Raw genomic sequence first — 25761 nt, forward strand, 5'->3', positions numbered from 1 at the left:
TCTCCTGTGGGAATTCACAGTCACCCTGCGTGAATTCCCACCCGACTTCGCCCTCAATTCCCCTGGAAAAGCATGTCAATTACGTGAACATGACGAGCGACGTACGGTCACGGATATGACGCTGCTCACGTACAACCCCTCAGCTTCCCTTATTCCAGAGCGAGTTGTAACGAAGGCTGCAATTCGGACAGAAGGCTCAGATGCGACGCAGCCGGAGAACCGTCGCATCGAGGTCACCCCGCAGCCCGGTCCGCAGCCCGTGGTGCAACAGGACAGCGCCTCGGTGGACTTCGCCCGTTTCGAGGCATTCGTACGACGCCGCCGGGTCGAGTCCGCGCAGCCGGAGCGCCGGTACCGGCTCGCCGTAGTGCTGCGCCTGGAGCAGGGCGAGGACGACGCTCTCGTCGCCGCGCGTGTACTGCACGGCGCTCAGTCCGCCGGTCGGCGGGCGCAGCCGGTGGAGGTCGCCGTGCTGCACGAGCGGCCGGATCTCCTTGTAGAGGCCGATCCACTCGCGGGCCTCGGCTAGTTCCTCCTCGGTCCACTCCGAGAGGTCGCCGCCCACGCCGAGCACCCCGGCCATGGCACTCACGAACCGGAAGCGCAGGCTGCTGACCCGGTCGTTGAGCTGGGTGTTCGGGCTGTCGGTGACCCAGGCGGCCATCACGCGCGCGGGGTGGATCTGGCTGAAGCCGTGCTGGATGGCGAGCCGGTCGAGCGGGTCGGTGTTGTCCGAGGTCCACACCTGGTCCGTACGGCTGAGGATGCCGAGGTCGATCCGGCCGCCGCCGCCCGAGCAGGACTCGAAGGCCACACCGGGGTGGGCCTCCCGCAGCCGGTCCAACAGGGCGTACAACGCGCGCACATGGTCGACCCAGAGGCGCTGCGGATAGGCGTCGCCGGGCCAGCCCGCGTCGGTGAAGCAGCGGTTGAAGTCCCACTTCACATAGTCGATGGGGGCGCTGGAGAGGAGGCCGTCGAGCTGCTCCCAGAGATACTCCTGGACGTCCTCGCGGGCGAGGTTGAGGACGAGCTGATTGCGGAACTCCGTCCGCTTTCGCCCCTCCTGGTACTGCACCCAGTCCGGGTGGGCGCGGTAGAGGTCGCTGTCCGGGTTGATCATCTCGGGCTCGACCCAGATGCCGAACTGCATGCCCAGTGAGTGGACGCGGTCGGCGAGCGGCTTGAGGCCGGCGGGGAAGCGGTCCGGGTTGGGGGTCCAGTCGCCGAGTCCGGCACGGTCGCTGGTGCGGGCGCCGAACCAGCCGTCGTCGACCACGAACAGCTCGACGCCGGCCGCCGCCGCACGCTGCGCGAGCACCTCCTGCTGCTCCTCGGAGATGTCGAACTGCGTGGCCTCCCAGGAGTTGTAGAGCACCGGCCGGTCCCGGTCGGCGTCCGGGATGACGTACGTCCGCTGGTAGTCGTGCCAGGTGCGGCTGGCGCCGCCGAAGCCGGCGTCGCTCCACAGGGCCGCGAAGAGGGGTGTCGTGAAGGACTCCCCGGCCGCGAGGCTCAGCAGCCCGGACTCGTCGTACCCGACGCCGCCGGTGATCTGCACGCGCGCGTCCGGGAGTTGGGCCACGGCGATCCGCCAGGACCCCGACCAGCCGAGGGCGCAGCCGTAGACCTCACCGCGTTCCTCGGTCGCGTCGGTGTCGAGCGCGACCCAGGGGAGGTACTGGTGTCCGGTGTGGCCGCGGCGGCTGCCGATGACCTTCTCACCGTAGGTGAGGGGGGAGCGCACCAGCCGTGACTCGGCGGCCCAGCGTCCGTGCACGTGCGACAGCTGCCACTCCTCCCGGTCGGGCAGCGTCCAGGTGGCGGAGTCGGCGCGCAGCAGCTCCAGCGGCTCGGACCCGTCGTTGTCGAGGACCGTCCAGCGCTCCACGACGTCGCCGCGCGTCCGGTAGTGCAGGGTGATCGCCAGTCCCGCGTCGCGGAAGCGGAGCCGCAGCTCGTCGCCGTCCGTTTCGTAGCGGTCGAAGGTCCACTCGGTGCCGCGCCGCTCCGGCGTGCGCACCGACAGGGCGGGCCGGACGAAGCGGGGGCCGCCCTCGACCGGGTACTCCTCGCGTCCGTCGAGCGGGGACTCGAAGGAGGAGCCGGCGGGGAGCGGACGGGCGGCGAGTTCCTCGGCGTCGGCGAGCGCGATACGGGGACCCCAGTGGAGATGGAGCAGTTCGTCGCGCTCGGTGAGATGGACGGCGTAACTGCTCGTGGGTCCGGACAGCACCCACGTACGGCCGTTCTCGGCGGTCTCCAGCATCAAGTCCCTCACAGATTCGAACAAGTCCACTCAAGCGCCAACATCATCAATGGTGCGGGACCTGCGGGGCAACGCCTGTGGAGAACTCATAACCTGTGGAAACCCGTGTCACGCGTCCGGGTCAGCGATGCCGGCCCGGTCCGGTCAGCACTCCGCTGAAGCCGGCCAGGACGGAGGGGTCGGCGGCGAGCCAGGCCCGTACCCGGTCCGCCCCGTGCCCGTCGGCCGGACCGGACCGGAAACAGGTGTCCAGGGTGTCGAGCAGGGCGCCGACCGCTCGGCGGGCCAGTGGCTCGCGCACCCGGTCGTGGGCCTTGGCGGCGCGGTCCCTCCACAGCCGTGTCTCGTCGGCCGCCGAGGGGGTGGGCGGGCCGAAGGCCGCGACGACCACCAGGCCCAGGGCGGACATCGCCCTGCGGTCGAGCGGTGCCGTGGGGCTGTCCCAGACGCCGGCGAAGATCGTCCGGGCCTCCGTGAAGCGGTCTCCGTGGAAGGCGAGTGCGCCGCGCAGGATGGCCGCGGCGGCGCGCAGGTCGTCCGCGCCCAGTTCGTCGGCGAGCCGTGCCACCTCCGCGAGCCGGTGTTCGGCCGTCGCGATCGCGCCCTCCCCGATGTCCAGGCAGACGATCCGCAGCGCGGTGTAGGCGTAGAGCGCACGTGCTCCGATGGAGCGCAGGAGATGGACCGCTTCGGTCCAGTGCGCGCGGGCCCGGTCGCGGAAGCCGCCGCTCTCGTCCGCGTCGCCGCAGAGCACGAGGGAGAACGCCCGCGCGTAGGCGTCGCCCGCGGCGCGCGCCGCCGCGACGGCGGTCCGGCCGTGGGTGCGGGCGCCGTCGATGTCGCCGCGCTGGAGGCAGTACGTCGTCCAGTTGGTCTGGAGGACCGCCCGGTCCCAGTGGAAGGCGGTGCCCGCGATGCCGTTCTCGGCCCGTACGAAGAGTTCCTCCACGTCGTCGTGGCGCCCGCTCAGCATGGCGTGGAACGGTTCGTGACAGGCTCCCAGGACGGCGAGGTCGGGGTTCTTCGCCCGTCGGCACGTCACCTGGTACTGGTCGATGAAGAGGCCGGCCTCGGCGTGCCGGCCGACGACGTGACTGAGCCAGACGAGCCAGGTGAGCGCGCGGAAGAGCGCCAGCTCGTCCTCCTCGGTGGGCTCTACGACGTCGTAGGCCCGCAGGCTGCGCCGGAGGCGGTCGATGCCTTCCTCCTCCCGGCCGCTGATGGTCCAGTAGTAGGCCCGTTCCGCTTCCAGGCCCAGTGCCTCGGCCGTTCTCGCCCGGGCCATCAGGAGGTCGGAGGCCGCCCTGACGTTGGCGGATTCCGCGGTGTGCCGGCTGATCCACTCCCCCTGGTCGCCGGGCGCGATGCCGGCGGCGCTGTCGTGCACGAAGCGCAGGGCCCACGCCATGAAGCGTTCCTCCGCCTCGGCCTCCCGGCCTTCGGCCCGGAGCCGGTCCAGCGCGTACTCGCGGACCGTCTCCAGCATCCGCAGCCGGCTCCCGTCGGGCGTCGGGACGGTGAACAGGAGGGATTTGTCGACCAGTTGGGCCAGCACCCGCAGGGTCTCGTGACGGTCCGCCCCTGGGCGGGAGAGCGCCGTCTCCGCCGTGTCGAGGGAGCAACCGCCTACGTACAGGGCGAGTTCGGTCAGCACCCGCTGCTCGGTGGTGTCCAGGAGGGCGTAGCTCCAGTCGAGGACGGCGCGCAGGGTGCGGTGCCGGGCGGGCGCGGTGCGCCGGCCCTTGGCCAGCAGGGTGAAGCGGTTGTCGAGGCGGCGTTCGATCTCGGGCACGGGCAGCAACCGCATGTGTGCGGCGGCGAGTTCGACCGCGAGCGGCAGGCCGTCGAGTCTGCGGCACAGTGAACGGATGTCGTCCAGCTCCGGTCCCTCCGCGCTGAAATTCGGGTCGATCATGAGGGCCCGGGTGCCGAACAGGTCGGCGGCCTCGCCGTCGGACATCGGCGCCAGCGGGAACAGCCGCTCACCCGCGACGGCCAGCGGCGCCCTGCTGGTGGCCAGGACGGTCAGCGCGGGGCACCGGCCGAGCAGGACCGCCACGAGCGGGGCGACCGTGTCGAGCAGGTGCTCGCAGTTGTCGAGCACGAGCAGAGCCTGACGCTCCGTCAGAAGCGAGATGAGCCGGTGCACATAGTCGTGCGGCGACTGGTCGGGCCGTACCGAGGCGTCCGACAGACCCAGCACCGCGGCGATCGCCGGAAGGACACCCGTGCCGTCCGCCGCGGCCAGGTCGACCCACCACATGGCGTCGTACGAGGACGTCAGCGCCGCACAAGTCTCCAGCACCAGGCGCGTCTTGCCGACCCCACCGGGCCCTACGACGGTCACCAGCCGCTCCCGCTCCAGGGCCGCCCGCAACCCGTCGAGGTCCGCCCCACGGCCGACGAACGGGCCGAGGGGATGGTCGGGCCCGCCCCGGCCGGGCGCCGGACGGGAGTCGGCGGGTACCGGGAACAGTCGTACGGCGTTCGTGGCCGCCGCCCCGGGAGACCGGTCGCGGGCGAGCAACTCCTCGTACAGGGACCGCAGTTCCGGGGAGGGGTCGACGCCCAGCTCGGAGCGGAGCAGTCGGCGGCCCGCCTCGTAGACGTCCAGGGCCTCGGCGTGGCGCCCGCCGCGGTGGAGGGCGAGCATCAGGCGTGCCCGGGACCGTTCGCGCAGGGGTGCGGCGGAGACAAGTGCCGTGAGTTCGGGGACCAGTTCGGCGGCGCGGCCGAGTTCGAGACCGGCGGCGGCCGCGTCCTCCCGTGCGCCCAGGCGCAGTTCCTCCAGACGCAGCCGCTCGGCGTCGAAGACCCGCCCCTTCAGATCGTCCAGGGCGCGGCCCCGCCACAGCTCAAGTCCCCGCCGCAGAGCGCCTTCCGCCTCCCGGTACGCGCCCGCCGCCAGGTGCGCGCGCCCCTCCTGGACCGTCGCCTCGAACCGGACCGTGTCGAGTTCGTCCTCCGGCGCCGGCACCAACTGGTATCCCCCGTAACGGGATTGGAGGCGCCGGTCCCCGCCGTGCGCCGCGAGTGCCGCGCGCAGCTTCGTCATCTGGACCTGGAGCGCGTTGACGGGGTCCTTCGCCCCGCGCTCCTCCCACAGTTCATCGATGAGTGTGTCGCGGTGCACCACCGCTCCCCCGGCGAGCAGGAGCCGGGCGACGATCGCGCGGGAGACGGCACCCGGCAGAGCGACGGCACCGCTCGCGTCGGCCAGTTCCAGGCGGCCGAGGAGTCGGAAGTGGATGCCGTCGTCGTTCATGTCTCGACCTTCGTGCACGTCGGCCACCGTACGGAAGCGGTGCCGGTTACCCGCAAGGGTTGCTGGTACCCGCTGGGTACCATCGCTGGATGACGAAGACATCGGGCCTCTGCGACGACCCCAAGAGCGTCTATCTTGCCGCCTGCCCCTGCCGCGACATGCTGGACCTGCTCGCCAACAAGTGGAGCGCCCTCGCCCTGGGCGCCCTGGAGGACGGCCCGCAGCGCTTCGGCGCGCTGCGCTCCCGGCTCCAGGGCGTGAGCCCCAAGGTTCTCACCCAGACGTTGCGCCGCCTGGAGGACTACGGTCTGGTCGACCGCCGGATCTACGCCGAGGTGCCGCCCCGGGTCGAGTACAGCCTGACCCCGCTCGGCCTGGACGCCTGCGCGCCGCTCGCCCATCTGCGAACCTGGGTGGAGCAGAACATCGACCGTTTTCCTGACGCCGCCTGACCTGAGCTGGATACTTCCCGATGGGAAGTAGAATCCCTTGATGGTTACTACCTCCCGATGGATACCTTTCGGAGTGTGGCCGCGGCCCTCCACCGGCCACCGCACGAATCGAGGAGATCCATGATGAGCGTGACCCCGAAGACGATGCCCGCCGTCGGCTACCTCAAGAGCCTGCCGATCGACGACGACGAGAGCCTGCTGGACCTCGAACTGCCCGTCCCGCAGCCAGGTCCGCACGATCTGCTGGTCCGGGTCGAGGCGATCGCCGTCAACCCGGTGGACTACAAGGTCCGGCAGGGCAACGACCCGGGCGGCGAGCCCAAGGTGCTGGGCTGGGACGCCGCCGGCACGGTCGTCGCGGTCGGCGACCGGGTGGAGCTGTTCGACGTCGGCGACGAGGTCTTCTACGCCGGCGCGATCGACCGGCCGGGCACCAACTCGCGCTTCCACACCGTCGACGAGCGCATCGTCGGCCGCAAGCCCACCACGCTCTCCTTCGCCGAGGCGGCGGCGCTGCCGCTGACCTCGCTCACCGCCTGGGAGGGCCTGTTCGAACGTCTGGGTCTGCGGCAGAGTCCGGAACAGACCGGCACGCTGCTGGTGACCGCGGCGGCGGGCGGGGTCGGGGCCATGGTGGCCCAGCTGGCCCGGGCCCTCACCGGCCTCACCGTGATCGGTACCGCCTCCCGCCCGGAGACCGTGGAGTTCGCCCGACGTATGGGCGTGACACATGTGGTCGACCACCATCACCCCCTGCCCGCGCAGGTGACTGGGGTGGCGCCCGGCGGGGTGGACCACATCTTCGGCACGGCCGGTACGGACCGGAACCTCGCCGCGTACGCCGAGATCCTCAAGCCGTTCGGCGGGCTGCTCGCCATCGACGACTTCGGTGCCGTGGAGATCGGCCTGCTGAAGTCGAAGAGCATCTCCTTCCACTGGGAGCTCATGTTCACCCGCTCCCTGTACCGGACCCCGGACCAGGCGGCGCAGCACCACATCCTCGGCGAGATCGCCCGGCTGGTGGACGCGGGCAGCCTGCGGACCACGGCCACCCGGGATCTCGGCACGATCAACGCCGCCCATCTGCGCGAGGCGCACCGCATCCTGGAATCCGGCGCCGCCATAGGCAAGGTGACGCTCACCGGATTCTGATCCGGGTGTGAACCTCCTCCTCCCTCGTCCCGTTTACCAAGCGGAAGAGGAAAAGGCTTTCTCGTAACCATGGAGAGGTGACGAGCATGCGGGTCATGAGGTTCACGCCGGAGCAGCGCATCGACCACCTGCTCCGCTGGGCAGCGGAATGGAACGGGCCGCGACGGGGCCGAAGTATGTGGGCCTACTCGCTCAGCCTGGGCGGCTCTCACGCCCTGCTGAACGACTGGGTCAACAACGAGCGGCTCATGGATCTCCTCACCTCCGAGGAGAGGAGATCCATAAATGAGGCACGTAAGCGGGCGAGACAATAGCCTTCCCCAGCATTCCGAAGAGCGGCCGATACCGGATGTCTCCGGTGCCGACCGCTCTTCTCCGTCCTGTTCAGCGATTCCGCCTGCGCCGACGGTAGGACTCGGCGTACGCCTGGGCTCTGAAGGCGAGCACCGGGTCGTCGGAGAGCTCCGTCCCGGCGGTGACCCGGGTGGGGTCGAAGCGCTGCGCGGCCCAGTAGTCCTGGTCGTCGACCGGCGCGATGAGTTCCAGGCGTCCGGCGGTGATCCCCTCGCGCTGTTCCGGCCAGGCGACGGCGGGGTCGTGCGTCGGATCGTCCTCCTCGGCCGGCTGGACCTGGAGCGTGAACGCCACCGGGCCCTGCCCGAGGCGCTGGTGGAGTTCCTCGGTCAGGTACTGGTCCGGCCGGCCGCCTCCTCGGCGGTCAGTTCCGCGCGGCCAGCCTCCGGCTCCCAGCGGTAGCGCACCGGCTGCCTGTTGCCCGCCGCGTCGGTCCGGACGAACGCGTGGATCGCCCAGTAGGCGGCGGTGCCGTAGCCGACCGGCACCGGTGGGCGCTGGGTGACGGCCTCGGCGAGGTGCGGATGGGCGGCGACGTAGGCCTGCACCCTGCTCAGGTCGGGCTCCCCGGTGGCGGGGTCCGGCCGCAGCGCCTCGGTCAGTTCGAGGAACTGCCCCGGGGTGGAGGCGACGAACAGCGGCACCGTCATGGCGACGAGGTCGGTGTCGCCGCCGTCCGGCAGCTGGAACCGTACCGCCGTCCCGCGGGCCACCGGCACGTTGTCGCGCGAGCGCGGATTTCCCTCCGAGTTCGAGAACCGCACGACGACGGGGGTCGGCGGGCCCTGGAGATGGGCCGCCGTGGTGGGACCCGCCGCGTCGCCGGTCGGGGTGAATGTCGCCTTGCAGCAGACGCCCCGTGCGCCGGAACGGCGGTGTCCCGGATACCGGCCGTGCATGCGTTCCATGCTGTCGACGACCTGCTGGGCGGTGGGCAGGGCTCCGGGGCTGCTCGACATTTCGTTCCTCCACGACGGAAGTGTGGTGCCGCGAACGCGGTGCCTGAGCGCCGCCGGGGTCCGGACGGGACGGCGGCCCCGAGGGCGTCGGGCGTGCCGGCTCGGACGAGCCGTTCGCCGGGCCCGTCAAATTCGGTACACGAGGAGGGCCGCAGAAACGGTTCACGCGTCTGAGGCACACGCCCGGCACCGCCTAGGGGGTGTAGCCCCGCTCCGCCAGCGCGGCCCGAAGTGCCTTGAGGGCCAGGTGTGTCCGGGACTTGACCGTGCCCGGCGGGATGCCCAGCATGCTCGCCGTGCGGGCCACGGACTGGTCCAGGAACTCGACGTGGACGAGGATCTCGCGATGCTGCAGCGTCAGGTCCGCCAGCGCCTCGCGCACGATCTTCCTGGTGAGCGCGGGGTCCATGTGTTCCGGACCGGGCAGGTCCTGCAGCGCGGTGTCGACCGTCTCCGGAGGGCGGGCCTGCCGGGCGCGGTAGCCGTCGATGACGAGGTTGCGGACCACGGTGACGAGCCAGGGCCGGATGCCCTCGGCCCCGGGGTCGAGGATGTCGGCGTGCTGCCAGGCGCGCAGGACCGCTTCCTGGACCAGGTCCTGGGCCTGGTGGCCGTCGCCCCGGAGCAGTCCGGTGGCCACTCTCAGCAGATACGCGCCGTGCTTGTCGTAGACGGCGCGGATGAACGCCTCGTCCCGTTCCCGGTCACGCGTACCGCCGTCCGGACGGGTCGGCCGTATGACCCGGATCGCTGCGCCGTGTTGCCTCATTGCCACGTTCCCCCAGTGCGCCGTGGGTCCTGCGCGGCGCACCAATTCGTTGAAAGCTGAACGGGGAAACCTTGGGAGGGGCCTCTTGCCGGCCGCTTGATGTCCGCTTTCCTCGCCCGCGCCCCTGAGGACAGGCGCGGGAAAGGAAGCGGACAGTGAGCACGCGCGCGTGCCGGGTCACTGCGGGCGGGGTACGGGCGGGTCCTCGGCCAGGGTGGCCCGGACCGCCGCCTCCCGCAGTTCGGCCAGTTTTCCGGACCAGTCGCCCACCAGCTCCTCGTCGGGCAGCAGCCGGACGGCGGCGAGCGCGGTGCGGATCTCGTCCACCTCACCCGCGCAGCCCGGGCACGCCCGCACATGGCCGCCGACGCGTACGGTCTCTCCGGGATCGAGGGCCGCCATGGCGTAGGCGGCCAGTTCGGTTGTCTCCTGCTCGCATGTCACCGCGGTCTCCAGCCTGCCGACGCCGTCCGTCCCTCCCTCGGCCGTGGTCTATTCCGGGGTGACGGTGTGGTTGTTGACCCGGAAGAGGTTCCGTGGGTCGTACTGCCGCTTCAGGCGGCGCAGCCGGGCCAGGTCGGCGTCGGTGAACAGGTTCTCCGCCCGGTCGTCACGGCCGGCGAAGTTCGTGTACGTGAGCCCCGTGGACCACGGGCGCAGCCGCTCGACCATGCCGCCCAGCATCGCCGTGCCGGCCTCGACGACCTCCGGCGGGCCGACCGTCGCTCCCCACACGTTGAACACCGCGTCCCGCGCGGCGACGGGGCTCGCCGCGGCCGGCCGGGCCGCCAGCGCCCCGCCGAGATGCCTCAGCTCCAGGACCGTGACAAGACCGCCGGCGGCCACCTGGGCGCTCTCCACGAGCGAGTCGACGGCGGCGGCCGGCAACTCGGCCAGCAGGGCGCCCTGTTCCTCGTACGGGAAGGGTTCCGCCGGGTCGGTGTGCACCAGGGCGTACGAGGCGTAGGGGTGCCGGGCGACCGTGTCGAGGATCCCCGCGCCGATGGCCCGGAAGGGGGCGATAAGCTTCTCGGCCTCCTCGTCGGTGCCGAGGTGGGTCACCCGGACGTGGGCGAGGAACCGGCCGCGCAGCGGTTCGGGCACCTGCGGGACCGGCGGGAAGTTCAGCAGCGCCACCGAGCAGGTGAAGGTGTCGGGCGCGTCCCGGACCACCTCGGGGAAGGCCCGGATCACGGCCTCCACATCCTCGGCGGGGAAGTAGATGCCGCCGCCGTAGAAAGAGGTCACGGGGAAGAGCCCGATCTCCAGTGCGGTCACCACACCGAAGTTGCTGCGTCCGCCGCGCAGGGCCCAGAAGAGGTCGGGTTCGTGCTCCGGCGTCACGCGGCGCAGTGTGCCGTCGGGCGTGACCACCTCGATCGCCACGACATGGTCGGCGGCCCAGCCGTAGGACCTGCCCAGGAAGGGGCTGAGTCCGCCGCCGAGGGTGAAGCCCACGACTCCCACGTCCGGGCTGGATCCGTTCAGCGGTGCGAGCCCTTCCGCCTGGGCGGGTCCTACGACGTCCGACCACCGCGCGCCCGCGGCCACGCGGGCCACCCCGCGCTCGATATCGATGTCGACCGTGCGCATCGCACCCGTCGTGACAAGCAGGAAGCCGTCCTCGGCCAGGAACGGCTGGTGTCCGGTGGCCATCACCCCGACGGGCAGGTCGTACCGGGCGGCGAAGGCGACGGCGGTCCGCACATCGGCGGCGCCGCCGGCCGCGACGACTATGAGGGGCCGCTGCCGCGACCGGAGGTTGAACCCCGCGATCGCCGCCTCGTAGCCCTCGTCGCCCGGGACGAACACGGATCCCTCGATCCGGCCGGCCAGTTCGGCGACGGCCTCTTCGCCGACAACGGTCCGGCCCTGGTACTCGGTCATGCTGCTGTGCCTTTCGTCGGAGCGGCGGCCACCCGGAAAGCAGGCGGAAACGGCTCCCCGACGCGACCGGGTGCCGTCCGATGGCTGCTACGGCGCACACCCCGAAGAGGTTCACGGCCGGCGCGGGCCGTGTCGGCGAGAGCTCGGGGCGGTCAGCAGAAGGCGGCGAGTACCGAGGGGCCGCCGGCGAGCCAGGCGCGCACCTGGTCCGTGCCGCCCTGCCCGCTCGCCCCGGACCGGTGGTGGGCGTCGAGCCGGTCCAGCAGTACGCCCACCGCGTGCCGGGCCGGCGGCTCCAGCAGTCCGCCCTGGATCCGGCGGACCCGGTCGGTCCAGGTCCGCGCGGCGGCGGGGTCCGGCGGGCCGAACGTCGCCAGGACCGCGAGTCCGACGGCCGAGACCGCTCTGCGGTCGGCCGGTGCCGCCGGACAGTGCCAGACCCCGTCGAAGATCGTCGCCGCGTCCGCGAAACGGCCGTCGTGGAAGGCCAGCACTCCGCGCAGGTTGGCCACGGCCGCCTGGAGGTCGTCCGCGCCGAGTTCGTCCGCGAGCCTGCTCACGTCCACGAGCCGCTGTTCGGCGGTGGCGCACTCCCCCTCGGCGATGTCCTGGCAGGCCAGTCTGAGCACGGTGTACGCCCAGCGGGTACGCGCCCCGACGGCTCGCAGGATGCGGGCCGCCTCGGTCCACTGCTCCCGGGCCCGGGCGCGGAGGCCGTCGCTCTCGTCCGCGTCGCCGCAGAGGGTGAGGGAGAAGACCCGGGCGAAGTCGTCCTCGGCCGCGCGGGAAGCCGCCACGGCGAGCAGACCGTGCCGGCGGGCCCCCTCGACGTCCCCGCGCCGCAGGCAGTAGGTCGACCAGTTCGTCTGCAGGACCGCCCGGTCCCAGTGAAATTCCGTGTCCGCCACGGCGGCCTCCGCCACGGCGAACCGTTCCTCCACGTCGTCGCGCCCGTCGAGCATCGCGTGCAGCGCGTCGTAGCACAGGCCCAGGACGGCGAGGTCGGGGTTCTTCGCGTGCTGCCAGGCCGCTGTGTGCCGTTCGCCGTAGGAACGGGCTTCCGTGTGGTGTCCGGCGACATGGTTGAGCCAGGTGAGCCAGGCGATGGTGTAGAAGAGCGCCCACTCGTCGTCCCCGGTGGGCTCCGTGGTCCGCCGGCCGGCCGCGGCGTCGTAGGCGAGCAGGGTGCGGTGGAGGCGGTCGATGCCCTCTTCCTCCCGGCCGCCGATGAACCAGAAGTAGCCCAGCCGCGCTTCCAGCAGCAGGGCCTCTGCCTCCCTGGACCTGGCCGTCATCAGGTCCGACGCGGCCCGGATGTTGGCGGACTCCTCGGTGATCCGGCGGGCCCACTCCTTCTGGGCGGGGGACGAGATGCCGGCGCTGCCGTCGCGGACGAAATGGGTTGCCCAGGCCATGAGGCGTTCCTCGGCGTCCGGTGCCCGGCCTTCCTCCCGGAGCCGGGCGAGGGCGTACTCGCGGACCGTCTCCAGCATCCGCAGCCGGGTACCGTCGGGGGTGGTGAACGGGACAACGAGGGACTTGTCGACCAACTGGGCCAGTACGTGCAGCAGTTCGGCGCCGTCGGCACCGTGCAGGGCGGCGGCGGATTCCACCATGTCGAGGGAACAGCCGCCGACGTAGAGGGACAGTTCTGTGAACAGCCGCTGCTCGGCGGTGTCGAGGAGGGCGTAGCTCCAGTCGAGGACGGCGCGCAGGGTGCGGTGTCTGGCCGGTGCGGTGCGCTCCCCCTTGGTCAGCAGGGCGAAGCGGTTGTCCAGGCGGGCCTCGATCTGCCGGACGGACAGCAACCGGACGTGCGCGGCGGCGAGTTCGACCGCCAGCGGCAGCCCGTCGAGCCTGCGGCACAGGGAGCGGATGTCGCACAGCGCCGCCTCGTCCGGGGCGAAGGACGGGTCGATCATGGCGGCGCGGGCACCGAACAGGTCGGCGGCCTCCTCGTCCGCCATCGGCGCCAGCGGGTACAGCACCTCGGCCGGGACCTCCAGCGGTGCCCTGCTGGTGGCCAGCACGGTCAGCGCGGGGCACCTGCCGAGCAGCGTCGCCACGAGCGGGGCGACGGCGTCGAGCAGGTGCTCGCAGTTGTCGAGCACGAGCACCGCCTGACGGACCGTCAGGAACGAGGTGATCCGGTGCACGTAGTCGTGCGGCGGCTGGTCCGGCCGGACGGACATGTCGGAGAGCCCGAGCCCGGCGGCGATCACGGCGAGCGCGTTCGCGTCGTCGGCGGGGGCCAGGTCGACCCACCAGACGGTGCCCCGGGAGGGCTGGAGGAGCGCGCACACCTCCAGTGCCAGCCGCGTCTTGCCGACGCCGCCGGGTCCCAGCACGGTCACCAGCCGCTCGCGGTCGACGACCTCCCGCAGCGCGCCGAGCTCCTTGTGCCTGCCGACGAACGGGCCGAGCGGCCGGATCGGACCGCCTTCACCGGCTGGCGGCCTGACGTCCGTACGCAGCGAGGCCAGCGCGGACGGGCAGCCGGACGCGGCGGTCGGCCCTTGGAGCGCCGGGTCCTGGCGGATCAGCGCGCTGTGCAGGGAGCGCAGCTCCGACGAGGGCACGGCACCGAGCTCGGACCGCAGCAGCAGACGGCCCGTCTCGTAGATCTCCAGTGCCTCCGCGGTCCGCCCGCAGCGGTGCAGCGCGAGCATGAGGCGGGCCCGGGACCGCTCGCGCAGCGGTGCGAGGGACACCAGGGCCGTCAGCTCGGGGACCAGCTCCCGCACGCGGCCGAGTGCGAGACCGGCGGTGGCCACGTCCTCAAGGGCGCCCAGCCGCAGCTCCTCGAGACGGGTCCGCTCGGCTTCGAAGACCCGGCCCTCCAGGCCGTCCAGGGCGCGGCCCCGCCACATCGCCAGCGCCGACCGCAGCTCGCCCTCGGCCTTCTCGTACTCCTCCGCCGCCAGATGCTCACGCCCCGCCCGGACCTCCGCCTCGAAAGCGGTTGCGTCGATCTCGTCGTCCGGCCCCAGAACGATCCGGTAGCCGCCGTGCCCGAACAGCAGGCGGGTGTCCTCGCCGCCGGCCGTGAGCGCGGACCGCAGCTTGGCCATCTGGACCTGGAGCGCGTTGACCGGATCCTTGGCCCCGCGTTCCTCCCACAGCTCCTCGATGAGAGTGTCGCGCCGTACGACGGCCCCGTGGGCGAGCAGCAGCCGCCCCACGATCGCCCGGGAGACGGCGCCGGGCAGGGCGATCGCGCCGTTGCCGTTCACCAACTCCGGGCGGCCGAGCAGTCGAAAGAGCATGGCGGTCATTCTGCCGTCGGCGGCCGACTGCGCCGAAAGGGCTTGTCGGCGCGTCGCTCCGGGAGGTGAACCGAGTCCTCGGACACCGCGTAGACGTCCACGTCCACCGAAACGCGACACCCACGGCAGGAGCGGAAATGATCCGGAACCTCGTCTTCTTCAAGCTGAACGACGGTCTCACACGCGAATCCCCGGAGGTCGTGGAGGGATTCGAGCTCGTGCGGAACCTGGAGCGGGACATCCCCGAGATCCGGCAGTGGGAAGTGGGGTGGCACGCGTTCGACGAGACCCCCGTCTCGTACGACTTCGCCCTGAACAGCCTCTTCGACGACACCGCCGCCTTCCAGCGGTACTTCAACCACCCCGCGCACCTGGCCGCCATCGCCCACTGGATGGAATACGCGACCTGGGTAGTCGTCGACATGCACGTCTAGCGGCTCGGGCAGCGGCCGAAGTGGCAGGCCGGTCGCCCTGCCGCCAGGCTGACGGCAGACGCACCGGCACGCGGGACGGACAGACGGACGCACGGAGGGACTGGTTCCACATGCAGATCGACCTGACGGGACGCACCGCGCTGGTGACGGGTTCGACCCAGGGCATCGGCGCGGCGATCGCCGCCGGACTCGCGCGCTCGGGCGCCCGGGTGGGGGTGAACGGCCGCACCGAACAGCGGGTCGCGGAGGGCGTGGCACGGCTGGCGGCGGAGGTGCCCGGCGGCGCCTTCGTTCCCGTGGCGGCCGACGTGACGAACGAGGAGGGTGCCGCGCGCGTCCTGGAGGCGCTGCCGGAGGTGGACGTCCTCGTCAACAACCTCGGTGTGTTCGGCGCCGCCGACCCGCTGGAGATCAGCGACGAGGAGTGGCGCCGCTATTTCGAGGTGAACGTGCTGGCCGCCGTACGGCTGATCCGTATGTACCTGCCGGGTATGACCGGGCGCGGCTGGGGCCGGATCCAGAACATCGCCAGCGACTCGGCGATCGTCATCCCGGCCGAGATGATCCACTACGGCATGTCCAAGACCGCGCTCCTGGCCGTCGGGCGCGGTTTCGCGAAGCAGGCGGCGGGCACGGGCGTGACGGTCAACTCGGTCATCGCGGGCCCCACGCACACGGGCGGCGTCGAGGACTTCGTCTACGAACTGGTCGACCGCGAGCTGCCGTGGGACGAGGCGCAGCGCGAGTTCATGCGGAAGCACCGGCCGCAGTCCCTGCTGCAACGGCTGATCGAGCCCGAGGAGATCGCCAACATGGTCGTCTACCTCAGCTCCGACCAGGCCTCGGCCACCACGGGCGGTGCGCTGCGGGTCGACGGGGGTTACGTCGACTCGATCCTGCCCTGACGACCGGATCCCACCCCTCGGAAGAGACCCAGGTCAGGGCCCCGAAGGCATCCCGGGCCGCAGCACGTATGTCGTATCGTCGACAGGGTGCCCGCCGGTGAGCCGCGCCGTCGGGCCGAGTGGGAGGAGCCCTCGTGACGCAGCAGATTCCGTCGACCGAGCCGGAGTTGTCCGGAGTGCGTAATTTCCGGGACGTGGGCGGGCTTCCGACGGTGGACGGACGGCGGGTGCAGCACGGCGTGCTGTTCCGCAGCGGGCATCTCGCGCACGCGACCGAGGAGGACGCCGCGTTCCTCGCCTCGCTGGGCCTGCACACGGTCTTCGACTTCCGCAACGCGTCGGACCAGAAGCTGGAGGGCCCCGACGTCGAGCTGCCCGGCGTGCGCAATGTGAACCTGCCGCTGAGCGACCCGGCGGACGGCTCCGAGTTCTGGAAGATGGTCCGCGACGGCGAGATGGAGCAGCTGCGCGAGATCCTCGGCGACGACAAGGGCGCTAACCGCATGATCGCCTCGTACCGCACGATCGTCACCCAGCGCACCGCCGAGCACTCCCAGGTGCTGCACGCGCTCGCCGAGGACAGTGTTCCCGCGCTGATGCACTGCGCGGCGGGCAAGGACCGCGCGGGCCTGTCCATAGCCGTGACGCTGCTCGCCCTGGGTGTGGAGCGCGAGGCGATCGTCGCCGACTACCTGGAGTCGAACGCCAAGCACCGCCGCTACAAGGTGCGCCGCAGCGCCTCTTCCGCCGCGGCCTACTCGCCCGAGGTGATGGAACTCCTCAGCCCCCTCTTCGACGCCCGCGCCGAGTACCTGACGGCGGCCTTCGACACCGTCGAGGAGACCTGGGGCGGCGTGGACGCCTATCTGGAACAGGGGTTGGGGATCACCCCGGAGATCCGTGAGCGGCTGCGCGAGCGACTGCTCGACTGAACTCGCGCCCGCGGCGGGCTACTTGGCACCCACGGAGAACAACAGGTAGATGAAGGCCGCGAAGAGGTGGCCGACGGCGATGTAGATGAGAAGCCGTACCCACAGGGCACGGGGGAACCTGTCCTCGATGTTGTTGCCGCTCATGGTGTGTCTCCGGTGATCGGGCCCAGGCACAGGGTGGCCGTGGGGCTCTGCAGCAGGGTGTGGACGAAGAGCACCTCGACACCGTCCTCGTCGGCGGCGGCGAGGCGGTGCGGGGTGAGCGAGTCGAAGTGGGCGCTGTCGCCCGGCGCGAGGAGGTGCGCGGTGTCGCCGAGCCGCAGCCGCAGTCGCCCCGTGAGGACGTACAGCCATTCCTCGCCGGGGTGCACGCGCACGATGTCGCCCTGGGAGCCGTGCGGGATACGGACGCGCAGCGACTGCATCCCGCGGCCGGGGGCGCCCGCCTGCCAGTACGTCCAGCCGCCCGCCCGGGTCGGTTCCATGTCGGCGGCGCGTACGACGGCTTCCCGGTCGGTGACCGTCTCGCCGAGCAGGTCGGAGACTGTCGTACCGTAGATGCGGGCGAGCGCGAGCAGCATCGGCAGCGAGGGCTGGCGCTGCCCGGTCTCCAGGCGGGAGAGATGGGCGGGCGAGAGTCCGGCCGAGCGGGCGGCGGCCTCCAGGGTGAGGGAGGCGCGGCGGCGCAGGGCGCGGAGCTGGGGTGCGACGGTGGCCGGCAGGTCGTCGGCCGGTCCGGCCGGCGGTTCCGGCTCGGTCTCGGAGGAGCTCATGCCCTCCATTCAGCCGCAGACGTGCCTCTGCGGCAAATTTCTTGCCACAGAGGCAAAAGCCCGGTGTCGACGGCTCAGCGGTTGGCGACCGCCTGCTTCACGAGCGTCCTGCTGAAGTCCCACATCAGCCCGCCACCGCTGTGCGCGTCGTCCATCACGGCCGTGAACGCCTCGACGAACCGGTCCACCTCGCGCTCTCCGACGACCAGCGGCGGGATCAGCTTGATCACCTCCAGGTGGTCGCCGGACACCTGGGTCAGGATGCGGTGCCGCTGGAGCAGCGGTACGACCACCATCTGCGCGAACAGCCCCTTGCGCGCGGCCTGCAGCATGGTCCAACGGCTGCGCAGCTTCAGCGACTTGGGCTTCCCGAACTCGATGCCGATCATCAGGCCCCGGCCGCGTACGTCGGCGAGCAGTTCGTACTTGTCGACCAGCGCGGCGAGCCGGGACCTCAACTGGTCCCCCGTGGCACGGGCGTTGGCCACGATCTGCTCGTTCTCCATGACGGACAGCACCGCGAGCCCTGCCGCCATGGCCTGGGCGTTGGACCCGAAGCTCGCCGAGTGGACCAGCACGCGGTCCATGGACGAGTAGACCTTCTTGAAGATCCAGTCCTTGCCGAGGGTGGCGCCGACCGGCACATAGCCGCCGGACAGCGCCTTGGCCACACACACCAGGTCCGGTTCTACGCCGTCCTCGTGCTGGTAGGCGTAGAAGTCGCCGGTGCGGCCGAGACCGGTCTGCACCTCGTCGGCGATGAGCAACGCCTTGTGCCGGCGCAGGAGTTCCTGCGCCGAGCGCAGATAACCGGGCGGCGCCTCGTGCACACCCTTGCCCTGGATCGGCTCCACGACGAGGGCGGCGACGTCGCCCTTCTTCAACTCCCGTGCCAGGGCGTCGAGATCACCGAGCGGTACCGCGGTGTCGGGCAGCAGCGGGGCGAAGCCGTCCCGGAAGCCGTCCTCGCCGTTGACCGAGAGCGAGCCGGTGGTCAGGCCGTGGAAAGCGTGGTCGCAGTACAGGACGCGGGGTTTCCCGGTGGCGTACCGGGCGAACTTGAGCGCGGTCTCCACCGCCTCCGTACCGCTGTTGCCGAAGAACACCCGGTCCAGGTGCGGGCTGTGGGTGAGCAGCTTCTCGGCGAGCAGGCCCGGCAGCGGCTGGCAGTCGAAGCGGGTGAGGTCGGCGAGCTGGGCGTCGAGGACGTCGTGCAGCGCCTTGCGGACGACGGGGTGGTGGCGGCCCAGGCCCATCACCCCGAACCCGGCGAGCATGTCCAGGTAGTCGTTGCCGTCCGCGTCCCAGAAGTAGGCGCCCTCGCCCCGCTCGTAGACCTTGTCGAAGCCGATGGTGTGCAGCATGCGCGGGAGCTGGTGGTTGAGGTACTTGGTGTGCAGCTCGTAGCGCTCGGCTCCGCGCTCGGCCAAGAGCGCGGTGAGGTCGAACTCCTTGGTCATTCGGGTTTCTCCTTGGCTGCGTGGCCGGCCGTGTCCTTGACCGCCAGGCTTGCGCTGATCCGTCCGGCGACCTCGACGGGTGTGAGGCCGATGTCGGCGAGCACCTCGCCGCGTTTGGCGTGCGCGAGGAACTGCTCCGGGATGCCGAACCGCCGTACGGGGACGTCGACTTCGGCGTCCCCCAGGGCCAGCGCCACGGCGGCGCCGACGCCGGAGGCACGGCTGTTGTCCTCGACGACGGCCACGAGGCGGTGTTCGGCGGCGAGGCCGGGCAGCGCCGGGTCGACGGGTTTGACCCAACGGGGGTCCACGACCGTGCAGTTGATGCCGCGGGCTTCGAGGAGTTCGGCGGCCTGGAGGCAGACGGGCGCCATCACTCCTACGGCGACGAGCAGCACCTCGGGCATCCCCGCGCCCCGGTGCAGGACGTCGAGGCCGCCCACCCGGTCGATCGCGGGGATCTCCGGTCCGACCGACTCCTTCGGGAAGCGGATGAGGGTCGGCGCGTCGTCGACGGCGACCGCTTCCCGCAGCTGGGCGCGGAGTTGGTCGGCGTCGCGCGGGGCGGCGATCCTCAGGCCCGGCACGACCTGGAGGATGGACATGTCCCACATGCCGTTGTGTGACGCTCCGTCAACTCCGGTCACTCCGGCGCGGTCCAGTACGAACGTCACCCCGCAGCGGTGCAGTGCCACGTCCATCAGGAGCTGGTCGAAGGCGCGGTTGAGGAAGGTGGCGTAGACGGCGACGACGGGATGCAGTCCGCCCGTCGCGAGGCCCGCCGCCGAAACGGCCGCGTGCTGTTCGGCTATGCCGACGTCCCACACGCGGTCGGGGAACTTCGCGGCGAACTTGCCGAGGCCGACCGGGTGCAGCATGGCCGCCGTGATGGCCACGATGTCGTCCCGCTCCTCCCCGATGCGCAGGATCTCGTCGCCGAACACACTGGTCCAGGGAGGGCCGTTGGAGGGCACGAGGGGCTCGCAGGTGAGCGGGTCCATCACGCCGACGGTATGGAAGTGGTCCTCCTCGTGGGCGAGAGCGGGTTCGTAGCCGCGCCCCTTCTCCGTGAGGCAGTGGACGAGGACCGGGCCGTGGAAGCGTTTCGCGCGGCGCAGCGCGGACTCGACGGCGCCGATGTCGTGTCCGTCGATCGGGCCGACGTACTTCAGGCCCAGGTCCTCGAACATGCCCTGCGGGGCGAACGCGTCCTTGAAGCCCTTCTTCGCGCCGTGCAGCGACTCGTAGACGGTGTTGCCGACGACCGGGGTGCGCAGCAGGACGTCCTTGCCCCAGGCGAGGACCTTCTCGTAGCTGTCGGTCGTGCGCAGGGTCGCCAGATGGTTGGCGAGGCCGCCGATCGTGGGCGAGTAGGAGCGCTCGTTGTCGTTGACGACGATGATCAGCGGCCGGTCCTTGGCGGCGGCGATGTTGTTCAGCGCCTCCCAGGCCATGCCGCCGGTGAGCGCGCCGTCGCCGATGACCGCGACGACGTGGCCCTTCTCGCCCTGCACCTGGCGGGCCTTGGCGAGGCCGTCGGCCCAGCCGAGCGCGGTGGAGGCGTGGCTGTTCTCGACGATGTCGTGCTCGGACTCCTCGCGCGAGGGGTAGCCGGACAGGCCGCCCTTGCCGCGCAGTTTCGAGAAGTCCTGACGACCCGTCAGGAGCTTGTGCACATAGCTCTGGTGGCCGGTGTCCCAGACGATGCGGTCGACCGGTGACTCGAAGACCCGGTGGAGCGCGATGGTCAGTTCCACCACGCCCAGGTTGGGCCCGAGGTGGCCGCCGGTCCTGGCCACCGCGTGCACCAGGAACTCCCTTATTTCTTCGGACAGTTCACCGAGTTCCGCCTCGGACAGCGCCTTCAGGTCGCGTGGTTGACGGATGCTCTCCAGAATCGTCACGTCGGGCCCCCTTCGGTCCGTGCTGATCAGCTCACGGTGACGGCCGGCTCCCCCGCCGCGACGCCGTCCTGCTCCATCTGCTCGGCGATCTTCATCGCCTCCTCGATGAGGGTCTCCACGATCTTCGACTCGGGCACGGTCTTGATGACCTCGCCCTTGACGAAGATCTGCCCCTTGCCGTTGCCGGAGGCGACGCCGAGGTCCGCCTCCCGCGCCTCGCCGGGTCCGTTGACGACGCAGCCCATGACCGCGACCCGCAACGGGACCTCCATGCCTTCCAGGCCCGCCGTGACCTCGTCGGCGAGCTTGTAGACGTCCACCTGGGCGCGCCCGCAGGACGGGCACGACACGATCTCCAGCCGGCGGGGCTTGAGGTTCAGCGACTCCAGGATCTGGAGGCCCACCTTGACCTCCTCCACCGGCGGGGCGGACAGCGACACCCGGATCGTGTCGCCGATACCCTCGCTGAGCAGCGCCCCGAAGGCGACCGCCGACTTGATCGTGCCCTGGAAGGCGGGCCCGGCCTCCGTGACCCCGAGGTGCAGCGGATAGTCGCTCTGCGCGGCCAGCAGCCGGTAGGCGTTGACCATCACCACGGGGTCGTTGTGCTTCACGGAGATCTTGATGTCGCTGAAGCCGTGCTCCTCGAAGAGCGACGCCTCCCACAGGGCCGACTCGACGAGCGCCTCGGGCGTCGCCCTGCCGTACTTCTGGAGCAGACGGCGGTCCAGGGAACCGGCGTTGACCCCGATGCGGATCGGCGTGCCGTGGTCCCTGGCGGCCCGCGCGATCTCCTTGACCTTGTCGTCGAACTGCTTGATGTTGCCGGGATTGACGCGAACCGCCGCGCAGCCGGCCTCGATCGCGGCGAACACGTACTTCGGCTGGAAGTGGATGTCGGCGATCACCGGGATCTGCGACTTGCGCGCGATGGTCGCCAGCGCGTCCGCGTCGTCCTGCGTGGGGCAGGCGACGCGGACGATCTGGCAGCCGGACGCGGTCAGCTCGGCGATCTGCTGCAGGGTGGCGCCGATGTCCGACGTACGGGTCGTGGTCATCGACTGGACCGACACGGGGGCCCCGCCCCCGACCGCCACCGGCCCGACCTGGATGCGTCGCGACACACGTCGCTCGGCGATCGGCCGGACCGGCATCTCGGGGACGCCCAGGGCTACGGCGGTCATGACCTCAGTCGCGGTTTCCGGCGACGGTCTCGCGCATGGCCCGCAGGGACTCCTTGAGGGAGCCCATGGTGGCGAGGACGGCGGTGGGCTCGTAGCCGCAGTGCGCCATGCAGTTGGCGCAGCGCGGGTCCTTGCCGCGGCCGTACTTGTCCCAGTCGGTCTCCTCGATCAGCTCCCGGTACGTGGGCACGTACCCGTCGCTCATCAGGTAGCAGGGGCGCTGCCAGCCGAAGAGCGAGTAGTTCGGGATCGCCCAGGCCGTGCACGGGAAGTCGACCTTGCCCTCCAGGAAGTCCAGGAAGAGCGGGGAGTGGTTGAGCCGCCACTTCCTGCGGTTGCCGCCCGCGAAGGCCTTCTTGAACAGCTCGTGGGTCTGCGCGACACCGAGGAAGTGCTCCTGGTCGGGCGCCTTCTCGTAGGCGTAGGCGGGCGAGATCATCATCTCGTCGACCTTGATGTCGTCGTTGAGGAAGTTCAGGACCTCGATGATGGTCTGCGGGGTGTCGGTGTTGAAGAAGGTGGAGTTGGTGGTGACCCGGAAGCCGCGCTTCTTGGCCTCCTTCATCGCCTCCACCGCCTCGTCGAACACCCCCTCCTTCGCGACGGACTCGTCGTGCCGCTCGCGCAGCCCGTCGATGTGCACCGCGAAGGCGAAGTACGGGGAGGGCTTGAACTTGTCGAGCTTCTTGCGCAGCAGCATGGCGTTGGTGCAGAGGAAGACGTACTTCTTCTTCGCCACCAACTGCCGCACGATCTCGTCGATCTGAGGGTGCATCAGGGGCTCGCCGCCCGCGATGGACACCATCGGCGCACCGGATTCGAGCACCGCCCCGACGGCCTGCGCCACCGGCATGCGCTGCTTGAGCACGCCCGCCGGGTGCTGGATCTTGCCGCAGCCCTCGCACTTCAGATTGCACGCGAAGAGAGGTTCCAGCTCCACGATCAGGGGGAACTTGTCCCGCTTGCGGAGCTTCTGTTCTGCCAAGTATGTAGCGACCTTGATTGTCTGGCGCAGCGGCATGGCCATCTGGCTCACCTCCGAGGGAGCAGCAAAGAACGGTGCCATTCGAAAAAAGCGGGAAGAACGGAACGAAGAACGCGGAAAGCTGATATTCCACCGCGCACCGTGCCGATCCGGACGAGTTCATGTTCAGGAGCGTCCACGACCACCCGTACGGCCGCAACCGGGCGCGCGCCCGTGCGCACGGCGCTCAGCAGCGTGGCCGCCGACTCCATGTCGACCGCGATTGCGCCGGTCGCGAACAGATCCGACCGTTCCTGACCGCGGACGACATGATCGGAGCCGGTGAGGGGGCCGGTGTGGACGGTGCGTCCGGGCAGGGCCCGCACCAGTTCCTTGACGAGCAGTTCGGTGGCGACGCACGGAACGGTTCCGCGCGGGTCCCGGGTCTCCTCGGCGACCACCAGGTCGCCGGGGTGCATCCCGGGGGCGAGTCCGGCGCAGAAGCCCGTGGCCAGTACGGCGGCCTCGGACAGCGCCGGGTCGGCGAGGCGCCGGGTGACGGCCTGTTCGGCCGCCTCGGGCCCCATGCCCGTCCGCAGGACGGTGACCGGCCCGCCGGCGCCGGAGCGGTCGCGGGTGCGCAGGGCGAGGTGCTCGATGCCGAGCGCGCAGGCGATCAACAGCGGCGGAGCGGCGGGCTGGGTGCTCATCAGCCCCCCTTGGTCTGGGAGACGGCCGGAGAAACGGTCCGGGTGAACGGTTCTCCGTGCACATAGCGCCCGAGCGCGGTGAGCGGGAAGACCTGCCGGTAGAGGTGGTAGTTGATGGAGAAGTCCCACGGGAAGCCGGTGCCGGTGAAGTAGGGCTCGTCCCAGGAGCCGTCCTCCCGCTGGGTGGTCGCGAGCCATTCGATGCCGCGCTCGACGGCCTTGGAGTCCTTCTCCCCGGCCGCCAGCAGGGCCATCAGCGCCCAGGCCGTCTGCGAGGCGGTCGAGGCGCCCCGGCCGCTCCACTCCTTGGCGTACTTGTAGGAGCGCAGGTCCTCGCCCCAGCCGCCGTCGTCGTTCTGCACGGTCTCCAGCCAGGTCACCGCGCGCCGGATCGCCGGGTGCGAGCCGGGAAGCCCGGCCGCGGCGAGGGCGGGCACCACGGACCCTGTGCCGTATACGTAGTTGACGCCCCAGCGCCCGAACCACGAGCCGTCCGGCTCCTGTTCGGCGAGCAGCCACTCGATGCCGCGCCGGGTGCGCGGGTCGTGGGCGAGGCCCTCGACGGCGAGCATCTCGACGACGTGCGCGGTGACGTCCGCCGACGGCGGGTCGATGACCTCGCCGAAGTCGCAGAACGGCAGCCGGTTGGGGAACGGGCTGGTGTTGTCGACGTCGAAGGCCCCCCAACCGCCGTTCTTCGACTGCATTCCGAGGTTCCAGCGGACTCCGCGTCCGACGGCCCGGTCGACGCGTTCCGGGTCGTGATGTCTGACCCGGCGCAGCGCGAGCACGACCTCGGCCGTGTCGTCGATGTCGGGGTAGTTGTCGTTGTGGAACTCGAACGCCCATCCGCCGGGCGGCAGTTGGGGCCTTTTGACCGCCCAGTCGCCGGGGCGGACGATCTCCTCCCCGAGCATCCAGTCGGCCGCCTTGACCAGTTGGGGGTGGTCGGCGGGCACGCCCGCGTCGGCAAGGGCGATGGTCGCGAGGCAGGTGTCCCACACCGGGGACTGGCAGGCCTCGATCATCCGGGCCCCGTCCTCGCGCCAGATCGCGAACCGGTCCAGCGACTCAAGTCCCGCGCGCATCACGGGGTGTTCCAGGTCGTAGCCCAGCAGGTGCAGGGCGATCACCGAGTACACGGCCGGCGGCTGGATGCCGCCCCAGCAGCCGTCGTTCTCCTGCCGCTCGATGATCCAGCGCGCCGCCGTGTTCATCGCGGACCTGCGCAGCTTGCGCGGGGCGACCTTGCGGTAGAGGTGCAGCGCCTTGTCGAGCCGCTGGAAGGCGCCGTCCCAACTCGCCACCTTGGCAAGGGGCTTGACCGGGTTCGGGTTGTTCGCGTCGGTGTGGAGTTCATCGAGCGGGAAGGGTGCGGGCCGTACCGGCCGCTTCGCGGAGACGACGGTGAGCGGCACGATGGTCTGCCGGGCCCAGCATCCGAAGTCGTAGATGTTGAGCGGCACCCAGGTGGGGAAGTAGATGAGTTCCGGCGGGAGTTCGGGCAGGTCGTCCCACTTCCACCAGCCGAACAGGGCGAGCCAGATCCGGGTGAAGACCCGGGCCGAGGCGATGCCGCCCCGCTCGCGGACCCACGCGGACGCCTTCGCCATGTGCGGGGCGTCCGGCGCGTCACCGGCCAGCCGGAGGGCGACGTACGCCTCGATGGTGGTGGAGAGTTCGCCGGGCCCGCCGTAGAAGCTGGCCCAGGTGCCGTCCTCGCGCTGCTCGCCGCGGATGAAGAGTGCGGCGGCCCGGGTGGTCGACTCGTCGCGGATACCCAGGAACTGACGGAGCAACAGATCTTCGGCATCCATCGTGACGTTCGTGTCGAGGTCGCCCTTCCACCAGCCCTGGGCGTCCTGCTGCGAGAGCAGGAAGTCGGTGGCGCGTTGTACGGCGAGCGCGGCGGCGCCGTGCACCCCGGCCGCCACGGGGGTGTTGATGTCGGTTTCGCTGGCCGCGGCAACACGGGGCCGCATGGCCCCGGTGCTTCCGTCGGTCGTCGCTGTCATGGCTTCCCCTTCGTGCAGTGGCATGTCTCTGCTGTGGGTCCGCCGTCGGCCGGTACTCGTTCGTTCGCAGCACCGGCCGGCGACTACGCGAGGGCTATTCGACCGAT

General features: G+C 70.9%; 22 protein-coding genes. 6 read left to right on the plus strand and 16 right to left on the minus strand.

Going from position 1 to position 25761, the window contains the following annotated elements; translation table 11 throughout:
• Window positions 1–196: 196 nt before the first annotated feature.
• Window positions 197–2269: an alpha-galactosidase gene (locus OH768_RS08460; protein WP_406451624.1), complete on the minus strand. Its 2073-nt coding sequence runs from the start codon at window positions 2267–2269 to the stop codon at window positions 197–199.
• A gap of 121 nt (window positions 2270–2390) precedes the next feature.
• Window positions 2391–5552, minus strand: coding sequence for an AfsR/SARP family transcriptional regulator (locus OH768_RS08465; RefSeq protein ID WP_406451626.1), 3162 nt, complete (start codon window positions 5550–5552; stop codon window positions 2391–2393).
• Window positions 5553–5692: 140 nt separating this feature from the next.
• Here OH768_RS08465 and OH768_RS08470 point away from each other — a divergent pair, with 140 nt between their 5' ends.
• The 3 genes from OH768_RS08470 (at window position 5693) to OH768_RS08480 (ending at window position 7452) form a co-directional block, all read left to right on the plus strand.
• Window positions 5693–5986, plus strand: coding sequence for a winged helix-turn-helix transcriptional regulator (locus OH768_RS08470; protein WP_019069679.1), 294 nt, complete (start codon window positions 5693–5695; stop codon window positions 5984–5986).
• A 123-nt stretch (window positions 5987–6109) separates the two neighbouring features.
• Complete coding sequence (locus tag OH768_RS08475) at window positions 6110–7138, plus strand: zinc-binding alcohol dehydrogenase family protein (protein ID WP_406451628.1); 1029 nt, start codon at window positions 6110–6112, stop codon at window positions 7136–7138.
• A gap of 95 nt (window positions 7139–7233) precedes the next feature.
• Window positions 7234–7452: a hypothetical protein gene (locus tag OH768_RS08480; RefSeq protein WP_406451630.1), complete on the plus strand. Its 219-nt coding sequence runs from the start codon at window positions 7234–7236 to the stop codon at window positions 7450–7452.
• A gap of 70 nt (window positions 7453–7522) precedes the next feature.
• Here the strand turns inward: OH768_RS08480 and OH768_RS08485 are convergent, their stop codons facing one another.
• From OH768_RS08485 to OH768_RS08510, 6 genes are all read right to left on the minus strand, one after another.
• Window positions 7523–7786, minus strand: coding sequence for a hypothetical protein (locus OH768_RS08485; RefSeq protein WP_406451632.1), 264 nt, complete (start codon window positions 7784–7786; stop codon window positions 7523–7525).
• 35 nt (window positions 7787–7821) lie between these two features.
• A complete protein-coding gene (locus tag OH768_RS08490) occupies window positions 7822–8451 on the minus strand; it encodes a catalase (protein ID WP_406451634.1) in 630 nt (209 codons plus the stop codon).
• Window positions 8452–8644: 193 nt separating this feature from the next.
• Complete coding sequence (locus tag OH768_RS08495) at window positions 8645–9220, minus strand: sigma-70 family RNA polymerase sigma factor (RefSeq protein WP_406451636.1); 576 nt, start codon at window positions 9218–9220, stop codon at window positions 8645–8647.
• A 177-nt stretch (window positions 9221–9397) separates the two neighbouring features.
• Complete coding sequence (locus OH768_RS08500; protein ID WP_406451638.1) at window positions 9398–9664, minus strand: hypothetical protein; 267 nt, start codon at window positions 9662–9664, stop codon at window positions 9398–9400.
• A gap of 48 nt (window positions 9665–9712) precedes the next feature.
• Window positions 9713–11107 carry an FAD-binding oxidoreductase gene (locus OH768_RS08505; protein WP_406451640.1) on the minus strand — a complete coding sequence of 465 codons (1395 nt, stop codon included), beginning with the start codon at window positions 11105–11107 and terminating at the stop codon, window positions 9713–9715.
• Between the two features lie 152 nt (window positions 11108–11259).
• Window positions 11260–14373, minus strand: a complete 3114-nt coding sequence (locus OH768_RS08510; RefSeq protein ID WP_406451642.1) for an AfsR/SARP family transcriptional regulator — start codon at window positions 14371–14373, stop codon at window positions 11260–11262.
• A 137-nt stretch (window positions 14374–14510) separates the two neighbouring features.
• On the opposite strand from OH768_RS08510, the gene OH768_RS08515 reads away from it, so the two are divergent.
• The 3 genes from OH768_RS08515 to OH768_RS08525 all read left to right on the plus strand — a co-directional run bounded on the left by OH768_RS08515 (window position 14511) and on the right by OH768_RS08525 (window position 16644).
• The gene (locus OH768_RS08515; RefSeq protein ID WP_406451644.1) at window positions 14511–14807 is read left to right on the plus strand and encodes a Dabb family protein; all 297 of its coding nucleotides are present in this window, start codon (window positions 14511–14513) and stop codon (window positions 14805–14807) included.
• A gap of 110 nt (window positions 14808–14917) precedes the next feature.
• The gene (locus OH768_RS08520) at window positions 14918–15712 is read left to right on the plus strand and encodes an SDR family NAD(P)-dependent oxidoreductase (protein WP_406451646.1); all 795 of its coding nucleotides are present in this window, start codon (window positions 14918–14920) and stop codon (window positions 15710–15712) included.
• Between the two features lie 134 nt (window positions 15713–15846).
• Window positions 15847–16644 carry a tyrosine-protein phosphatase gene (locus OH768_RS08525; RefSeq protein ID WP_406451648.1) on the plus strand — a complete coding sequence of 266 codons (798 nt, stop codon included), beginning with the start codon at window positions 15847–15849 and terminating at the stop codon, window positions 16642–16644.
• An 18-nt stretch (window positions 16645–16662) separates the two neighbouring features.
• Here OH768_RS08525 and OH768_RS08530 read toward each other — a convergent pair whose 3' ends face one another.
• From OH768_RS08530 to shc, 8 genes are all read right to left on the minus strand, one after another.
• Window positions 16663–16788, minus strand: a complete 126-nt coding sequence (locus OH768_RS08530; protein ID WP_019069690.1) for a DUF6126 family protein — start codon at window positions 16786–16788, stop codon at window positions 16663–16665.
• On the minus strand, window positions 16785–17417 hold the full coding sequence (locus OH768_RS08535; RefSeq protein WP_406451651.1) for a helix-turn-helix domain-containing protein: 633 nt from the start codon (window positions 17415–17417) through the stop codon (window positions 16785–16787). Before OH768_RS08535 ends, OH768_RS08530 begins: the two co-directional genes overlap by 4 nt.
• A gap of 74 nt (window positions 17418–17491) precedes the next feature.
• Window positions 17492–18877 (minus strand): aspartate aminotransferase family protein, encoded by a 1386-nt coding sequence (locus OH768_RS08540; RefSeq protein WP_406451653.1) that lies wholly within the window; start codon window positions 18875–18877, stop codon window positions 17492–17494.
• Window positions 18874–20781 carry a 1-deoxy-D-xylulose-5-phosphate synthase gene (gene dxs / locus OH768_RS08545; RefSeq protein WP_406451655.1) on the minus strand — a complete coding sequence of 636 codons (1908 nt, stop codon included), beginning with the start codon at window positions 20779–20781 and terminating at the stop codon, window positions 18874–18876. The genes OH768_RS08540 and dxs overlap by 4 nt, the downstream gene beginning before the upstream one ends.
• 26 nt (window positions 20782–20807) lie before the next feature.
• A complete protein-coding gene (gene ispG, locus OH768_RS08550; RefSeq protein ID WP_406451657.1) occupies window positions 20808–21965 on the minus strand; it encodes a flavodoxin-dependent (E)-4-hydroxy-3-methylbut-2-enyl-diphosphate synthase in 1158 nt (385 codons plus the stop codon).
• A 4-nt stretch (window positions 21966–21969) separates the two neighbouring features.
• Entirely contained in the window at window positions 21970–22992 is a 1023-nt protein-coding gene (gene hpnH / locus OH768_RS08555) for an adenosyl-hopene transferase HpnH (protein WP_019069695.1), read from the minus strand.
• A gap of 5 nt (window positions 22993–22997) precedes the next feature.
• Complete coding sequence (locus OH768_RS08560) at window positions 22998–23639, minus strand: 1-hydroxy-2-methyl-2-butenyl 4-diphosphate reductase (RefSeq protein WP_406451659.1); 642 nt, start codon at window positions 23637–23639, stop codon at window positions 22998–23000.
• Window positions 23639–25654, minus strand: coding sequence for a squalene--hopene cyclase (gene shc / locus OH768_RS08565; protein ID WP_406451661.1), 2016 nt, complete (start codon window positions 25652–25654; stop codon window positions 23639–23641). Before shc ends, OH768_RS08560 begins: the two co-directional genes overlap by 1 nt.
• Window positions 25655–25761: the final 107 nt, after the last annotated feature.

Origin of the sequence: Streptomyces sp. NBC_01622, assembly GCF_045209635.1 — a bacterium.
Classification (GTDB): Bacteria; Actinomycetota; Actinomycetes; order Streptomycetales; family Streptomycetaceae; genus Streptomyces.

Bases quoted from the DNA above. Each gene is read 5' to 3' on its own strand.
- OH768_RS08460 (WP_406451624.1), bottom strand. From the start codon at position 2,269: ATGCTGGAGACCGCCGAGAACGGCCGTACGTGGGTGCTGTCCGGACCC.
- OH768_RS08470 (WP_019069679.1), top strand. From the start codon at position 5,693: ATGCTGGACCTGCTCGCCAACAAGTGGAGCGCCCTCGCCCTGGGCGCC.
- OH768_RS08475 (WP_406451628.1), top strand. From the start codon at position 6,110: ATGAGCGTGACCCCGAAGACGATGCCCGCCGTCGGCTACCTCAAGAGC.
- OH768_RS08480 (WP_406451630.1), top strand. From the start codon at position 7,234: ATGAGGTTCACGCCGGAGCAGCGCATCGACCACCTGCTCCGCTGGGCA.
- OH768_RS08490 (WP_406451634.1), bottom strand. From the start codon at position 8,451: ATGTCGAGCAGCCCCGGAGCCCTGCCCACCGCCCAGCAGGTCGTCGAC.
- OH768_RS08495 (WP_406451636.1), bottom strand. From the start codon at position 9,220: ATGAGGCAACACGGCGCAGCGATCCGGGTCATACGGCCGACCCGTCCG.
- OH768_RS08505 (WP_406451640.1), bottom strand. From the start codon at position 11,107: ATGACCGAGTACCAGGGCCGGACCGTTGTCGGCGAAGAGGCCGTCGCC.
- OH768_RS08510 (WP_406451642.1), bottom strand. From the start codon at position 14,373: ATGCTCTTTCGACTGCTCGGCCGCCCGGAGTTGGTGAACGGCAACGGC.
- OH768_RS08515 (WP_406451644.1), top strand. From the start codon at position 14,511: ATGATCCGGAACCTCGTCTTCTTCAAGCTGAACGACGGTCTCACACGC.
- OH768_RS08520 (WP_406451646.1), top strand. From the start codon at position 14,918: ATGCAGATCGACCTGACGGGACGCACCGCGCTGGTGACGGGTTCGACC.
- OH768_RS08530 (WP_019069690.1), bottom strand. From the start codon at position 16,788: ATGAGCGGCAACAACATCGAGGACAGGTTCCCCCGTGCCCTGTGGGTA.
- OH768_RS08535 (WP_406451651.1), bottom strand. From the start codon at position 17,417: ATGAGCTCCTCCGAGACCGAGCCGGAACCGCCGGCCGGACCGGCCGAC.
- OH768_RS08540 (WP_406451653.1), bottom strand. From the start codon at position 18,877: ATGACCAAGGAGTTCGACCTCACCGCGCTCTTGGCCGAGCGCGGAGCC.
- ispG (WP_406451657.1), bottom strand. From the start codon at position 21,965: ATGACCGCCGTAGCCCTGGGCGTCCCCGAGATGCCGGTCCGGCCGATC.
- hpnH (WP_019069695.1), bottom strand. From the start codon at position 22,992: ATGGCCATGCCGCTGCGCCAGACAATCAAGGTCGCTACATACTTGGCA.
- OH768_RS08560 (WP_406451659.1), bottom strand. From the start codon at position 23,639: ATGAGCACCCAGCCCGCCGCTCCGCCGCTGTTGATCGCCTGCGCGCTC.
- shc (WP_406451661.1), bottom strand. From the start codon at position 25,654: ATGACAGCGACGACCGACGGAAGCACCGGGGCCATGCGGCCCCGTGTT.